10 protein-coding genes and 3 other RNA genes are annotated in these 14781 nt (G+C 59.4%); 7 read left to right on the forward strand and 6 right to left on the reverse strand.

Annotated features, from left to right (window positions below; genetic code table 11):
* Positions 1-149: 149 nt before the first annotated feature.
* A complete protein-coding gene (locus ABLV52_RS08210; RefSeq protein WP_348890259.1) occupies positions 150-1532 on the forward strand; it encodes a YchO/YchP family invasin in 1383 nt (460 codons plus the stop codon).
* Here the strand turns inward: ABLV52_RS08210 and narL are convergent.
* Both narL and narX read right to left on the reverse strand, forming a co-directional pair.
* Positions 1529-2179 (reverse strand): two-component system response regulator NarL, encoded by a 651-nt coding sequence (narL, locus tag ABLV52_RS08215; RefSeq protein ID WP_002910198.1) that lies wholly within the window; start codon positions 2177-2179, stop codon positions 1529-1531. The genes ABLV52_RS08210 and narL overlap by 4 nt on opposite strands.
* Before the next feature lie 10 nt (positions 2180-2189).
* Positions 2190-3968 (reverse strand): nitrate/nitrite two-component system sensor histidine kinase NarX, encoded by a 1779-nt coding sequence (gene narX, locus ABLV52_RS08220; protein ID WP_032428899.1) that lies wholly within the window; start codon positions 3966-3968, stop codon positions 2190-2192.
* A gap of 311 nt (positions 3969-4279) precedes the next feature.
* Between narX and ABLV52_RS08225 the strand changes: the two genes are divergently transcribed.
* The 5 genes from ABLV52_RS08225 to narI all read left to right on the forward strand — a co-directional run bounded on the left by ABLV52_RS08225 (position 4280) and on the right by narI (position 12733).
* Positions 4280-5668, forward strand: coding sequence for a NarK family nitrate/nitrite MFS transporter (locus ABLV52_RS08225; RefSeq protein WP_023290135.1), 1389 nt, complete (start codon positions 4280-4282; stop codon positions 5666-5668).
* A gap of 405 nt (positions 5669-6073) precedes the next feature.
* Complete coding sequence (locus ABLV52_RS08230; RefSeq protein ID WP_023290134.1) at positions 6074-9817, forward strand: nitrate reductase subunit alpha; 3744 nt, start codon at positions 6074-6076, stop codon at positions 9815-9817.
* Positions 9814-11349: a nitrate reductase subunit beta gene (gene narH, locus ABLV52_RS08235; RefSeq protein WP_348890260.1), complete on the forward strand. Its 1536-nt coding sequence runs from the start codon at positions 9814-9816 to the stop codon at positions 11347-11349. Before ABLV52_RS08230 ends, narH begins: the two co-directional genes overlap by 4 nt.
* Positions 11346-12056, forward strand: a complete 711-nt coding sequence (gene narJ, locus ABLV52_RS08240) for a nitrate reductase molybdenum cofactor assembly chaperone (RefSeq protein WP_023318561.1) — start codon at positions 11346-11348, stop codon at positions 12054-12056. Before narH ends, narJ begins: the two co-directional genes overlap by 4 nt.
* The gene (gene narI, locus ABLV52_RS08245) at positions 12056-12733 is read left to right on the forward strand and encodes a respiratory nitrate reductase subunit gamma (RefSeq protein ID WP_087824102.1); all 678 of its coding nucleotides are present in this window, start codon (positions 12056-12058) and stop codon (positions 12731-12733) included. Before narJ ends, narI begins: the two co-directional genes overlap by 1 nt.
* On the opposite strand, the gene ABLV52_RS08250 is transcribed toward narI, so the two are convergent.
* The gene (locus tag ABLV52_RS08250; RefSeq protein ID WP_348890261.1) at positions 12730-13626 is read right to left on the reverse strand and encodes a DMT family transporter; all 897 of its coding nucleotides are present in this window, start codon (positions 13624-13626) and stop codon (positions 12730-12732) included. The two genes, narI and ABLV52_RS08250, sit on opposite strands and share 4 nt — an antisense overlap.
* Before the next feature lie 107 nt (positions 13627-13733).
* On the opposite strand from ABLV52_RS08250, the gene ABLV52_RS08255 reads away from it, so the two are divergent.
* Positions 13734-14177, forward strand: coding sequence for an Lrp/AsnC family transcriptional regulator (locus ABLV52_RS08255; protein WP_023290130.1), 444 nt, complete (start codon positions 13734-13736; stop codon positions 14175-14177).
* Positions 14178-14293: 116 nt separating this feature from the next.
* On the opposite strand, the gene ABLV52_RS08260 is transcribed toward ABLV52_RS08255, so the two are convergent.
* The 3 genes from ABLV52_RS08260 to ABLV52_RS08270 form a co-directional block, all read right to left on the reverse strand.
* Positions 14294-14425, reverse strand: a non-coding RNA gene (locus ABLV52_RS08260) — RtT sRNA.
* A gap of 69 nt (positions 14426-14494) precedes the next feature.
* Positions 14495-14626: non-coding RNA, RtT sRNA (locus ABLV52_RS08265), on the reverse strand.
* A 43-nt stretch (positions 14627-14669) separates the two neighbouring features.
* A non-coding RNA gene (locus ABLV52_RS08270) (RtT sRNA) lies at positions 14670-14781 on the reverse strand; the annotation flags it as partial.

The following is a 14781-nucleotide window of genomic DNA, read 5'->3' on the forward strand; positions in this document are numbered from 1 at the left end:
GCGGCGGCACCTTCTGTGGTTGGGCGACTATTTGCCCAACCGGTTTCAGCATATTCCTGGAATTGTCTGCAGGGCTGCGGGAGAAGGGAAAAAACGATAAACTAAAACTATCTTCCAATTTTTTCTGCGAGCCCGCGCAAAACCTGTTGATGCCTGTGTCGTACCGTTTGCTGCCATCCCTGATCTTTATCCTGCTGCTGCCGGGCGCTCCCGTCTGGGCGCTGACCGCCAGCGACACGGCTCTTACGCCCCAGGGAGAAGATCCCTTGCCCGATTTGGGGATCGCCCCGCAGGTCGATGACGACGCCAGACACTTTGCCGAAGTGGCGAAGAAGTTCGGCGAGGCCAGCATGAGCGATAACGGATTGACGGCGGGCGAGCAGGCGCAGATGTTCGCCATCAACAAACTCGGCAATGAAGTGAGCCACCAGCTGGAGAGCTGGCTCTCGCCGTGGGGCAACGCCAATGTCGACCTGCTGGTCGATAAAGAGGGGAAGTTCACCGGCAGTAAAGGGAGCTGGTTCGTGCCATTGCAGGATAACGATCGCTACCTGACGTGGAACCAGTATTCGGTGACCCGGCGCGAGAACGATCTGGTGGGCAACATTGGGCTTGGCCAGCGCTGGCGGGTCGGCGGCTGGCTGCTGGGCTATAACTCGTTTTATGACAAGGTGCTGAGCGAAAGCCTGGCCCGCGGCAGCGTCGGCGCCGAGGCGTGGGGGGAATATCTCCGCCTGTCGGCGAACTACTATCATCCGCTGGGCGACTGGCAGCTGCGGGAGAATCAAACTCAGGAGCAGCGGATGGCCGCGGGGTATGACGTTACCGCCCAGGCGCGGCTGCCGTTTTATGAGCACATCAACACCAGCGTCAGCGTCGAACAGTACTTCGGCGACAGCGTCGATCTGTTTCACACCGGCACAGGCTACCATAACCCGGTGGCCGTCTCCGTCGGGCTCAATTATACCCCGGTCCCGCTGGTCACCGTGACCGCCAAGCATAAGCAAGGGGAAAATGGCGTCAGCCAGAACAACGTTGGCCTGAAGCTCAACTACCGCTTTGGCGTGCCGCTCAAGCAGCAGCTGGCGGCGGACGAGGTGGCGTTCAGCAACTCGCTGCGCGGCAGCCGCTTCGACAGCCCGGAGCGGGATAATCTGCCGGTGGTGGAGTATCGGCAGCGCAAAAATCTGACGGTCTACCTGGCCACGCCGCCCTGGGATCTACAGTCCGGGGAGACGGTGCAGCTGAAGCTGCAGATCCATAGTCTGCACGGCATCAAGTCGCTGCACTGGCAGGGCGACACCCAGGCGCTCAGCCTGACGCCGCCGGTGGATGCCAGCAGCCCCGATGGCTGGAGCGTGATTATGCCGGTGTGGAACAGTGAACCGGGCGCCGCGAACCGCTGGCGCCTGTCGGTGGTGGTAGAGGATAAACAGGGGCAGCGCGTCTCCTCCAATGAGATCGTCCTGACGCTGACCGAGCCGCTGATCAAGTTCACCGCGCCTGGCGTCTCGTGGACGGACTCGCCTTAAAAAATTCGCTCCTGGTGGACCCATACCGCGGCTTCCACCCGGGATTTGAGCTTCATTTTCTTCAGCATGTGCTTGACGTGCACTTTGACGGTGCTTTCGGTGATATCCAGCCGGCGGGCGATCATTTTGTTCGGCAGCCCCTGGGCGATCAGCTTGAGGATGTCGCGCTCGCGCGGGGTCAGCTGGCTGATGTCGCGATCGGAGGTGGCGCGGTTGGCGCGCAGGCTGGCGGCCAGCACCGGGGTTAACGCTTCGCTTAATACCATCTCGCCGGCGGCGGCCTGCTGCAGCGCTTTCAGCAGATCTTCCGGCTCCATGTCTTTCAGCAGATAGCCATCGGCGCCGCGCTTGAGGGCGGTAACAACGTCCTCTTCATGGTTAGAGACGCTGAAGACCACCACCCGGCCAGACAGCGATTTCTCACGCAGTTTGTCCAGCGTTTCCAGACCGTTCATGCCCGGCATATTGAGGTCCAGCAGGATCAGGTCCGGATCCAGCGACTCCGCCAGCTCGATACCTTGCGCGCCATTGCTGGCTTCGCCAATCACCTGGATGTCCGGCGCCATGCTGATCAGTTGTTTCACGCCGGTGCGCAGCATCGGATGGTCGTCAATGAGAAGGATGGTTGCCCGTTCCTGTTGACTCATGGGGGTCTCCTTATTGGATGGAAAACGTTTTTTCCGGGATAAACGTGACGATCACTTCGGTCCCGCCGGTTTCCCGGCGCCGAACCTGACAGTCGCCGCGCAGGCTTTGCGCGCGATCCCGCATAATGATTAAACCGTAATGGTTACTCCGCTCGGCGTGGTCCGGCACGCCGCGGCCGTTATCCGCCACCACCAGACGGACCTGATTATCGCGTTGTGACACCGTCACGGTGACTTGGGTCGCGCTGGCATGCTTCAGGGCATTGCTTAACGCTTCGCGGGCGATCTGCAGCAGGTGAATGGCCTGATGCGACGGCACAAAGCGCGGCGGGAGCTGATAATCAAGCTGCACCGTAAAGCCGAAGTGGGCGCTGTACTCCTGACAGCTGGCCTCCAGCGCCGGGCGCAGGCCCGGCTCGGTCAGCTGCAGGCGGAAGGTGGTCAACAGCTCACGCAGCTGGGCCCAGGAGGTATTCAGCTCGTTACGTATCTGCCCCAGCAGCTGACGGCTCTCCGCCGGCAAGGCGTCGCCCTGCATCTGCAGGCAGCTGACCTGCATCTTCATACAGGATAGCGACTGGGCGATGGAATCATGCAGCTCACGGGCGATAGTGGCCCGCTCTTCCATAACGATCAGCTGCTGCTGTTTCTCCTGATGGCGGTCCAGCGCCAGGGTGCTGGTCAGTTGTTCAACCACAGTATCCACCAGCTGCTGCTGATCGTGGCTGAGATGACGGCCAACCGGCAGCGTCGCCAGCAGGATGCCGTACTGATTATGCGCATCCGACAGCCGCCACTTCAGCGTCGTTCCGCCATCCGGCAGCGGCGGCAAGTTGCGTGGGCAGAGGTAGCAGCCCATGTCGTCACATTCATTATCCGAGTGGCAGGTAAACTCCTGATGGTTGTCTTCATCTTCCAGATCGTAGACCCGCACCTCGATATCGCGCAGCAGCGTCAGACCCTGCAGGCCGTTCAGTACCGGCGAAATGCGTTCACAGAGCGGGGCGTTGGCGTGCAGCCGGCGGTTGGCCTGCCATAAGAAGGCGAGGATCTCGTTCTTCTGTTCCAGCCCGGCGGTCTTCTCCTGCACCCGGCGCTCGAGCACGGCGTAGCTTTCCGCCAGCTCTTCCGACATGTTATTTAGCGCCATGCCGAGGGTCGCCATTTCGTTGCGTCCGCTGATGTGCGCCCGCTGGGTGAAATCACGCTGGCTCACCGCTCGCGCCATGCTCAGCAGCTGTTTCCATGGCCGCAGCAGGCGGGCGCGTAGCCAGATGATGGTGAAGATCAGCAGCAGCGCCATGCCGATGGCGAGGAGGCGATGGATCCAGACCACCCGTTCGATACGCTGCTCGGTGGTATGGTCGAATGCGGTGACCAGCTGGTCGATACGATCGACAAAGTCGGCGACATCCTGGGCGACCTCCGCCTGGTTGACCGCGCGCTGCATGCCGGGAGCCAGCGCCAGCTGCCAGTACTGCTGCAGGGCCTGCAGCTGGCGCTCCTGCCCGTCGCGGCGGGCGGAGTTTTGCAGCTCCGGACTGAAGACGGTGGCGGTCATATCATCGACCAGCTTTTGGTCGTGTTCATTCAGCGGGATCGCCGCCAGCAGCCGGTAGCTCTGCATGCGTAATGACCCGGCTTTGTTAATGGCGTGCGCGCTGCCCTGCACGCCGTTGACCAGGCGCGCGGAGATCGCCATACCGGCGACGCCAGTAAGGGTGGCAAGCAGGACGATCAACGCCAGTTGATTGACCAGCGTCAGCGGGGTAAAAAGACGTTTTAACATGGAATGCGTGGCTCCTGACCGGTCGTGTCCCCGGGAGTGGCGCTTATTCTCGGCTATCCCCTGGAGTATACCCATACCCACAAAGAGTTACTCCTTAATTGTCGGTGGTAGGCGCCGTTGGGAGAGGGGTTAGACGCATCCCGGCAGCCGTGTGAAAAACCACACTTTTTTACCCACCATTCTCTACTCACTTCGGAGCATGGTTTTTTTTCGCACAAATTAGCGCGCGCTTTTCCTTTGATTTATATCAACTTACCGCCCGGGGCAACCCCTAAGGTAGCGGCAGGAAAAATGAATAATCAGAGGTATCTATGAGTCAATCTTCCCTCCCGGAGAAGGCTAACCGCTCGGTCATTACCGACTGGCGGCCTGAAGATCCTGAATTCTGGCAACAGCGCGGCCACCATGTGGCGAGCCGCAATTTATGGATCTCCGTTCCCTGCCTGTTACTGGCGTTCTGCGTGTGGATGTTGTTCAGCGCCGTTGCCGTTAACCTCAACAAAGTGGGCTTTCAGTTTACGACCGATCAGCTGTTTATGCTGACCGCGCTGCCGGCGCTGTCAGGCGCTTTGTTGCGCGTGCCTTACGCTTTCATGGTACCGCTGTTCGGCGGCCGTCGCTGGACGGCGTTCAGTACCGGGATCATGATTGTGCCGTGCGTGTGGCTGGGCTTTGCGGTCCAGGATACCTCTACGCCGTTTAGCGTCTTCGTGATCATCTCTCTGCTGTGCGGCTTCGCCGGGGCCAACTTCGCCTCCAGTATGGCCAATATCAGCTTCTTCTTCCCGAAAGCGAAGCAGGGCGGGGCGCTGGGCGTCAACGGCGGCCTTGGTAATATGGGCGTCAGCGTGATGCAGCTGGTCGCGCCGCTGGTGGTGTCGGTCTCGGTGTTTGCCATTTTTGGCGGGACCGGCAGCGAGCAGCCGGACGGCTCAATGCTGTATCTGGAAAACGCCGCGTGGATCTGGGTACCTTTCCTGATTATTTTCACCCTGGCGGCGTGGTTCTTTATGAACGACCTGTCGGCTTCTAAAGCCTCGCTGAGCGAACAGCTGCCGGTGCTCAAACGCCTGCACCTGTGGATCATGGCGCTGCTCTATCTGGCGACCTTCGGCTCCTTTATCGGTTTCTCCGCCGGTTTCGCCATGCTGTCAAAGACCCAGTTCCCGGACGTGCAGATCCTACACTACGCCTTCTTCGGTCCGTTTATTGGCGCGCTGGCGCGTTCGATGGGCGGGGCGATCTCCGACCGTCTCGGCGGTACCCGCGTGACGCTGGTCAACTTTGTGGTGATGGCTGTCTTCTGTGCGCTGCTGTTCCTGACCCTGCCGACCAACGGCCAGGGCGGTAACTTCATCGCCTTCTTCGCGGTGTTTATGGTGCTGTTCCTGACCGCCGGGCTGGGGAGCGCTTCCACCTTCCAGATGATCTCCGTGATCTTCCGTAAGCTGACCATGGACCGGGTGAAGGCCCAGGGCGGCAGCGAAGCCCAGGCGATGCGCGAGGCGGCGACCGATACCGCGGCGGCGCTGGGCTTTATCTCCGCCATTGGCGCCATCGGCGGCTTCTTTATTCCGAAGGCGTTCGGTATCTCGCTGGATCTGACCGGCTCGCCGGCCGGCGCGATGAAAGTCTTCCTGATCTTCTATATCGCCTGCGTGATCATCACCTGGGCGGTATACGGCCGTAAGCGTCAGTAATTCGCCATCGTCGATGTTGCTTCGTAAAGGCGTACTCCCGAAGGAGGCGCCTTTTTTTACCGGCCTATTTAGTTACAACATACTAATGGGTGATTGTATGCGTATTGGCCACTGAGCCGGGAAGGGACGGCTTACCAGCGTCACTGCTCTACCCCTTAATACCTCCCTGGTGAACAATTCCGCGCCTGGTGACCCATTTTTCGATAAAAACCATTAAAAAACATTAAGTTAAAAAATCTAAGTTCCTACCACCTTGGTGGTAAATGCCAATTTCCGCCGCGATAACAAGCCAGTCCGTATTGATCGCTATCAATTCCCGTCCGCTTTCATAGCGTTACCTTCGCTGCAAATCCAGCAATGTCGATTTATCAGAGAGCCGTCAGGCTCCATATCAGGAGAAACCCGATGAGTAAATTCCTGGACCGGTTTCGCTACTTCAAACAGAAGGGTGAAACCTTTGCCGATGGGCACGGCCAGCTTCTAAACACCAACCGGGACTGGGAGGATGGATACCGTCAACGTTGGCAGCATGACAAAATTGTGCGTTCCACTCACGGTGTCAACTGCACCGGTTCATGCAGCTGGAAGATTTATGTCAAAAACGGACTGGTGACCTGGGAAACCCAGCAAACGGACTATCCGCGCACCCGTCCGGACCTGCCAAACCACGAACCACGCGGCTGCCCGCGCGGCGCCAGCTACTCCTGGTATCTCTACAGCGCGAACCGCCTGAAATACCCGCTGATGCGCAAACGCCTGATGAAGATGTGGCGGGAAGCGAAGGTCCAGCATAGCGATCCGGTTGAGGCATGGGCCTCGATTATCGAAGACGCCGACAAAGCGAAAAGCTTCAAGCAGGCTCGCGGTCGCGGTGGGTTTGTCCGCTCCTCCTGGCAGGAAGTGAATGAGCTGATTGCCGCCTCCAACGTCTATACCGTGAAAACTTACGGTCCGGATCGCGTGGCCGGCTTCTCGCCGATCCCGGCGATGTCGATGGTCTCCTACGCCTCCGGCGCCCGTTACCTGTCGCTGATCGGCGGTACCTGCCTGAGCTTCTACGACTGGTACTGCGACCTGCCGCCGGCCTCGCCGATGACCTGGGGCGAGCAGACCGACGTGCCGGAATCCGCCGACTGGTACAACTCCAGCTATATCATCGCCTGGGGCTCCAACGTGCCGCAGACCCGTACCCCGGATGCGCACTTCTTTACCGAAGTTCGCTATAAAGGGACCAAAACTGTCGCCATCACCCCGGACTACGCCGAAATCGCCAAGCTCTGCGATCTGTGGCTGGCGCCGAAGCAGGGTACCGATGCCGCGATGGCGCTGGCGATGGGCCACGTGATGCTGCGTGAGTTCCATCTTGATAAACCGAGCCAGTACTTCACCGATTACGTGCGTCGCTACACCGACATGCCGATGCTGGTGATGCTTGAGGAGCGCGACGGCTATTACGCCGCCGGCCGCACGCTGCGCGCGTCCGACCTCGTGGATTCCCTTGGTCAGGAGAAGAATCCGGAATGGAAAACCGTCGCCTTTGATGAGAAGGGCGATCTGACCGTGCCGAACGGTTCCCTCGGATTCCGCTGGGGCGACAAAGGCAAATGGAACCTCGAACAGCGCGACGGTAAAACCGGCGAAGAGATTGAGCTGCGTCTGAGCCTGCTGGGCAGCCATGACGAGGTCGCGGACGTCGGCTTCCCGTACTTCGGCGGCGAAGGTTCTGAACACTTCAACAAAGTCGCGCTGGAAAACATTCTGCTGCACAAACTGCCGGTTAAACGCCTGCAGCTGGCTGACGGCTCCACCGCCCTGGTGACCACCGTGTACGACCTGACCATGGCCAACTATGGCCTGGAGCGCGGTCTGAACGATGACAACTGCGCCGCCAGCTATGATGAAGTGAAAGCCTACACTCCGGCCTGGGCGGAGAAAATTACCGGCGTCTCCCGCGCGCATATTATCCGTACCGCCCGCGAGTTTGCCGATAACGCCGATAAAACCCATGGTCGGTCGATGATTATCGTCGGGGCGGGTCTCAACCACTGGTTCCACCTCGACATGAACTACCGCGGTCTGATCAACATGCTGATCTTCTGCGGTTGCGTCGGCCAGAGCGGCGGCGGTTGGGCGCACTATGTGGGCCAGGAAAAACTGCGTCCGCAGACCGGCTGGCAGCCGCTGGCGTTCGCCCTTGACTGGCAACGCCCGGCACGTCATATGAACAGCACCTCGTACTTCTATAACCACTCCAGCCAGTGGCGCTATGAAAGCGTGACCGCGCAGGAGCTGCTCTCGCCGATGGCGGATAAATCCCGCTACAGCGGCCATCTGATCGACTTCAACGTCCGCGCCGAGCGGATGGGCTGGCTGCCGTCGGCGCCGCAGCTGGGCGTAAACCCGCTGCGCATCGCCGATGAGGCGAAAAAAGCGGGCATGACGCCGGTGGATTACACCGTCAAATCTCTGAAGGAGGGATCGATTCGCTTTGCGGCAGAGCAGCCGGAAAACGGAAAAAACCATCCGCGTAACCTGTTTATCTGGCGTTCTAACCTGCTGGGCTCCTCCGGTAAAGGCCATGAGTACATGCTCAAGTACCTGCTGGGTACGGAGAACGGCATTCAGGGTAAAGACCTTGGCAAGCAGGGCGGCGTGAAGCCGGAAGAAGTCGAATGGCGCGATAACGGCCTCGACGGCAAACTGGACCTGGTGGTGACCCTCGACTTCCGTCTGTCGAGCACCTGTCTCTACTCCGACATCGTGCTGCCGACCGCCACCTGGTACGAAAAAGACGACATGAATACCTCGGATATGCACCCGTTTATTCATCCGCTGTCAGCGGCCGTTGACCCGGCCTGGGAATCGAAGAGCGACTGGGATATCTATAAAGGTATCGCGAAGAAATTCTCTGAAGTGTGCGTGGGCCACCTCGGTAAAGAAACCGACGTCGTTACGCTGCCGATCCAGCATGATTCCGCCGCGGAAATGGCGCAGCCGCTGGACGTCAAAGACTGGAAGAAGGGCGAATGTGACCTGATTCCGGGGAAAACCGCCCCGCATATTATTCCGGTCGAGCGTGATTATCCGGCGACTTATGAGCGCTTCACCTCCATTGGCCCGCTGCTGGAAACCATCGGCAACGGCGGGAAAGGCATCGCCTGGAATACCCAGAGCGAAATGGACCTGCTGCGTAAGCTCAACTACACCAAGGCCGAAGGCCCGGCGAAAGGTCAGCCGAAGCTGGAAACGGCCATCGACGCCGCGGAGATGATCCTCACCCTGGCGCCGGAAACGAACGGTCAGGTGGCGGTGAAGGCGTGGAAAGCGCTGAGCGAAATCACCGGCCGCGAGCACGCGCACCTGGCGCTGAACAAAGAAGACGAGAAGATCCGTTTCCGCGATATTCAGGCGCAGCCGCGGAAAATCATCTCCAGCCCGACCTGGTCCGGGCTGGAAGACGAACACGTCTCCTATAACGCCGGATACACCAACGTTCACGAGCTGATCCCATGGCGTACCCTGTCCGGTCGTCAGTCGCTGTATCAGGATCACCAGTGGATGCGCGACTTTGGCGAGAGCCTGCTGGTTTATCGTCCGCCGATTGACACCCGCTCGGTGAAAGCGGTGATGGGCGAGAAGTCCAACGGCAACCCGGAGAAGGCGCTGAACTTCCTGACGCCGCACCAGAAATGGGGTATCCACTCGACCTACAGCGATAACCTGCTGATGCTGACCCTGTCACGCGGCGGTCCGATCGTCTGGATGAGCGAGGCGGATGCGAAAGATCTGGGTATCGAAGATAACGACTGGATCGAAGTGTTCAACGCCAACGGCGCCCTGACGGCGCGCGCGGTGGTGAGCCAGCGCGTGCCGGCCGGGATGACCATGATGTACCACGCGCAGGAACGCATCGTGAACCTGCCTGGCTCTGAAGTCACCGGCCAGCGCGGCGGGATCCATAACTCGGTTACCCGTATTACGCCGAAACCGACCCATATGATCGGCGGCTATGGCCATCTGGCCTATGGCTTTAACTACTACGGCACCGTCGGCTCCAACCGCGATGAGTTTGTGGTGGTACGTAAGATGAAGAACATTAACTGGTTAGACGGCGAAGGCAATGACCAGGTACAGGAGAGCGTAAAATGAAAATTCGTTCACAAGTCGGCATGGTGCTGAATCTCGATAAATGCATCGGCTGCCACACCTGCTCGGTAACCTGTAAAAACGTCTGGACCAGCCGGGAAGGGATGGAGTACGCCTGGTTCAATAACGTGGAGAGTAAGCCTGGCGTCGGTTTTCCGAACGACTGGGAAAACCAGGAGAAATGGAAGGGCGGCTGGATCCGCAAAATCAACGGCAAGCTGCAGCCGCGCATGGGCAACCGCGCGATGCTGTTAGGTAAAATCTTCGCGAACCCGCATCTGCCGGGCATCGATGATTACTACGAGCCGTTCGATTACGACTACCAGAACCTGCATAACGCCCCGGAGAGTAAACACCAGCCGATCGCCCGTCCGCGCTCGCTGATCACCGGCCAGCGGATGGACAAGATCACCAGCGGTCCGAACTGGGAAGAGATCCTCGGCGGCGAGTTTGAAAAGCGCGCCAAAGACCAGAACTTCGACAACATGCAGAAGGCGATGTACGGCCAGTTCGAGAACACCTTCATGATGTATCTGCCGCGCCTGTGCGAGCACTGCCTGAATCCGGCGTGCGTCGCAACCTGCCCGAGCGGCGCCATCTATAAGCGTGAAGAAGACGGCATCGTGCTGATCGACCAGGACAAGTGCCGCGGCTGGCGGATGTGCATCACCGGCTGCCCGTACAAGAAGATCTACTTCAACTGGAAGAGCGGGAAATCTGAGAAGTGCATCTTCTGCTACCCGCGTATTGAATCCGGAATGCCGACGGTATGCTCCGAAACCTGCGTGGGCCGAATCCGCTACCTCGGCGTCCTGCTGTATGACGCTGACGCGATCGAAAATGCCGCCAGCACCGAGAACGAGAAAGATCTCTATCAGCGTCAACTGGACGTGTTCCTCGATCCGAACGACCCGAAAGTGATTGAGCAGGCGCTGAAAGATGGCGTGCCGCAGGGCGTGATTGAAGCCGCGCAGCAGTCGCCGGTCTGGAAAATGGCGATGGACTGGAAGCTGGCCCTGCCGCTGCACCCGGAATATCGCACCCTGCCGATGGTTTGGTACGTGCCGCCGCTGTCGCCGATTCAGTCCGCCGCCGATGCCGGCGAACTGGGCAGCAACGGGATCCTGCCGGACGTGGAAAGCCTGCGTATTCCGGTGCAGTATCTGGCGAACCTGCTGACCGCCGGCGATACCCAACCGGTCCTGTTGGCCCTGAAGCGGATGCTGGCGATGCGTCACTATAAGCGGGCGGAAACCGTTGACGGCGTTGTCGATACCCGCGCGCTGGAAGAGGTGGGCTTAAGCGAAGCGCAGGCTCAGGAGATGTACCGCTACCTGGCGATCGCCAACTACGAAGATCGTTTCGTGGTGCCGAGCAGCCATCGTGAACAGGCGCGGGAAGCGTTTCCGGAGAAAAATGGCTGCGGCTTTAGCTTTGGCGACGGCTGCCACGGCTCTGACAGCCAGTTCAACCTGTTCAACAGCCGTCGCATCGACGCCATCGACGTGACCAGCAAAACGGAGCCGCGCGCATGATTGAACTTGTGATTGTGTCGCGTTTGCTCGAATACCCTGACGCTGCCTTATGGCAGCATCAGCAGGAGATGTTCGAGGCGCTCGCGTCATCGGAGAAACTCAGCAAAGAAGATGCTCACGCGCTGGGCGTTTTTCTGCGCGATCTGCTGGCTCAGGATCCGCTGGATGCCCAGGCGGCCTACAGCGAACTGTTTGACCGCGGCCGGGCCACCTCGCTGCTGCTGTTTGAACACGTGCACGGCGAATCCCGCGATCGCGGGCAGGCGATGGTTGACCTGATGGCGCAGTATGAGCGCCACGGTCTGCTGCTCGATAGCCATGAGCTGCCGGATCATCTGCCGCTGTATCTGGAGTATCTGGCGCAGCTGCCGGAAGAGGAAGCGCTTGGGGGCCTGCGGGATGTCGCGCCGATCCTCGGCCTGCTCAGCGCGCGCCTGCAGCAGCGCGAGAGCCGCTATGCGGTGCTGTTCGAGCTGCTGCTGAAGCTGGCCAACACTCAGGTCGACAGCCAGAAGGTGGCGGAGAAGATTGCCGACGAAGCCCGCGACGATACGCCGCAGGCGCTGGACGCAGTCTGGGAAGAAGAACAGGTTAAATTCTTTGCCGACCAGGGCTGCGGCGAGTCGGAGATTTCCGCTCACCAGCGTCGTTTTGCCGGAGCCGTGGCCCCGCAATATCTGAATATCTCTAACGGAGGACAGCAATAATGCACTTCCTGAATATGTTCTTCTTTGACATTTATCCGTACATTGCGGGCTCGGTGTTTCTGATCGGCAGCTGGCTGCGCTATGACTACGGTCAGTACACCTGGCGCGCGGCCTCCAGCCAGATGCTGGACCGTAAAGGGATGAATCTGGCGTCGAACCTGTTCCATATCGGCATCCTCGGCATTTTCGCCGGCCACTTCCTCGGCATGCTGACGCCGCACTGGATGTATGAATCCTTCCTGCCGATCGAGGTCAAGCAGAAGATGGCGATGATCGCCGGCGGCGCCTGCGGCGTGATGACACTGGTGGGCGGTTTACTGCTGCTCAAGCGTCGTCTGCTCAGCCCGCGCGTTCGCGCCACCACCACCGGTGCGGATATTCTGATCCTCTCCCTGCTGATGGTGCAGTGTGCGTTGGGCCTGCTGACGATCCCGTTCTCAGCCCAGCATATGGACGGCAGCGAAATGATGAAGCTGGTCGGCTGGGCGCAGTCGGTGGTCACCTTCCACGGCGGTGCGTCGCAGCACCTGGATGGCGTGGCGTTTATCTTCCGCGTCCACCTGGTGCTGGGTATGACCCTGTTCCTGCTGTTCCCGTTCTCCCGTCTGGTTCATATCTGGAGCGCGCCGGTAGAGTACCTGACGCGCAAATACCAGATTGTTCGCGCCCGTCGCTAACTGGCCCGCGACTGCTGACTGACCCCGCTCTGGCGGGGTTTTTTTTCGCCCCAGCCGAGGTTATTCCCCGCGGCGGCAAACAGAATCAGCATCCCGCCGCACCACTGCACAGGGGTTAACGCATGGTGGAAGACCAGATAGTCGACCCCCATCGCCACCAGTGGATAAATAAAGGAGAGTGAACCGGTAATGGGCGTTGGCAGCTTCTGTATCGCGCTATATAAAAGCTGATACATGATCCCGGTATGGACGACGCCGAGGATCAGCAGATAGCGCCAGGGAAAGCTGGCAGAAAACGCGGGCATTTGCACCATCGGCAGCAGCATCACGACGCCGACCAGCACCTGAATAAAGGCGATATGCTGAGCAGGGAGCGGATGCAGTTTGCGGGCGATAATGGCGGTCAGAGCATAGAAAAATGCTGCGCCTAATGCCAGCAAAACGCCGGTCGCGAGACTATCGCCGTGCGCCGGGGCAAGCTCGCTTGACAGCAGGATCACCACGCCGCCGAAGGCCAGCAGTAACCATCCCCATTTTACGGCGCTGACTCGCTCCCCCAGCATCATGCCCATCAGTACCAGCATAAACGGCTGGGTGTTGTAGACCACCGTAGCCATGCCAATTGAAATACGCGAGTAGGCGGCAAAAAGCAGTAGCCAGTTGATGACCAGCGCAATGCCGCCAAGCACCGCGAGGGCGAGGGTGAAGCGCGTGAGACGACTGAAGGGTTGGCGACTAAGAACGATAAACAGCAGCAGGGTGAGCGCGCCAATCAGGCAGCGCCAGAACACCACATCAATTACCGGCAAACCAGAGAGCAGCACGAACGCGCCGATCGAGCCAGAAATTATCATCGCCAGGCTCATTTGCCAGACGCCGCGGGTAAGTTGCATATTTCACCTCCAGAAGTTTTCCATTATTGTGCGAAAAATCCTGACAGCCTGACATGGCTGAATTAAGGTAAGCAGGGGAAAATTCCTTTCATAATTAGGTAAAAACCATGAATGACTTACTTGATGAAATTGACCGGGCGATCCTCGCTTGCCTGACTCAGGACGCCAGAGTCTCGTTGAAGGTATTGAGCGCGCGGGTGGGGCTGACCTCGCCGAGCACCGCCGAGCGGGTGAAGCGCCTGGAGGAGCGGGGGGTGATCCAGGGCTATGGGGCGCGGGTGAATCTTGCCGCGCTGGGCTACAGCCTGCAGGCGCTGGTGCGGGTCCGGCCGCTGCCTGGTCTGCTGCAGAAGGTGGATAAATATATCCAGGCGATGCCGGAGTGCATCGAAAGTGACAAAGTGACCGGAGAGGATTGTTTCGTGATGCGACTGGTGGTGCGTGATATTGCCCAACTGGATACGCTGCTTGACGGCCTGGCTGAATTTGCTCAGTGCAATACCTCGGTAGTGAAGAGTTCGCCGGTGAAGAGACGACTGCCCCCGCTGTGAGTTTCCCGGAGGCGGTGCGGCGCACCAGTCCGGGGCGCCGGTCGGCACCACCTGTAGCCTCGCTAAGCGAAGCGCGAGCGAGGAGGTAGCAGTACAGGTGGTTGCAGAGAGCGCGAGAATGGTGGGGGAAGGATAACTCGGCGCTAAAGCGCCTCGCCCTTCGGGCCGTTGCCTGCGGCAACGTTCTCTCGCTACGCTCGAGTCGAACCTTGGTCGAAACTTCTCATCCTCCCCCGTAGGGGAGAATATAGCATGTAGCCTCGCTAAGCGAAGCGCGAGCGAGGAGATAGCAGCACAGGTGGCTGAAGAGAGTGCAACAGTAGTGGGGGAAGGATGACTCGGCGCTAAAGCGCCTCGCCCTTCGGGCCGTTGCTTGCGGCAACGTTCTCTCGCTACGCTCGAGTCGAACCTTAGTCGAAGCTTCTCATCCTTCCCCGTGGGGCAGAATATAGAGTATCGCAAGTGAAGTAAGTTGGGTAATACATGAAGAGATGGTGGTGGGGGAAGGATGACTCGGCGCTAAAGCGCCTCGCCCTTCGGGCCGTTGCCTGCGGCAACGTTCTCTCGCTACGCTCGAGTCGAACCTTAGTCGAAGCTTCTCATC

The sequence above is a fragment of the Klebsiella sp. GB_Kp056 genome (assembly GCF_040064755.1).
Taxonomy (GTDB): domain Bacteria; phylum Pseudomonadota; class Gammaproteobacteria; order Enterobacterales; family Enterobacteriaceae; genus Klebsiella; species Klebsiella quasipneumoniae.

Bases quoted from the DNA above. Each gene is read 5' to 3' on its own strand.
- narX (WP_032428899.1), bottom strand. From the start codon at position 3,968: ATGTTAAAACGTCTTTTTACCCCGCTGACGCTGGTCAATCAACTGGCG.
- ABLV52_RS08210 (WP_348890259.1), top strand. From the start codon at position 150: ATGCCTGTGTCGTACCGTTTGCTGCCATCCCTGATCTTTATCCTGCTG.
- narH (WP_348890260.1), top strand. From the start codon at position 9,814: ATGAAAATTCGTTCACAAGTCGGCATGGTGCTGAATCTCGATAAATGC.
- ABLV52_RS08225 (WP_023290135.1), top strand. From the start codon at position 4,280: ATGAGTCAATCTTCCCTCCCGGAGAAGGCTAACCGCTCGGTCATTACC.
- ABLV52_RS08255 (WP_023290130.1), top strand. From the start codon at position 13,734: ATGAATGACTTACTTGATGAAATTGACCGGGCGATCCTCGCTTGCCTG.
- ABLV52_RS08250 (WP_348890261.1), bottom strand. From the start codon at position 13,626: ATGCAACTTACCCGCGGCGTCTGGCAAATGAGCCTGGCGATGATAATT.
- narL (WP_002910198.1), bottom strand. From the start codon at position 2,179: ATGAGTCAACAGGAACGGGCAACCATCCTTCTCATTGACGACCATCCG.
- ABLV52_RS08230 (WP_023290134.1), top strand. From the start codon at position 6,074: ATGAGTAAATTCCTGGACCGGTTTCGCTACTTCAAACAGAAGGGTGAA.
- narI (WP_087824102.1), top strand. From the start codon at position 12,056: ATGCACTTCCTGAATATGTTCTTCTTTGACATTTATCCGTACATTGCG.
- narJ (WP_023318561.1), top strand. From the start codon at position 11,346: ATGATTGAACTTGTGATTGTGTCGCGTTTGCTCGAATACCCTGACGCT.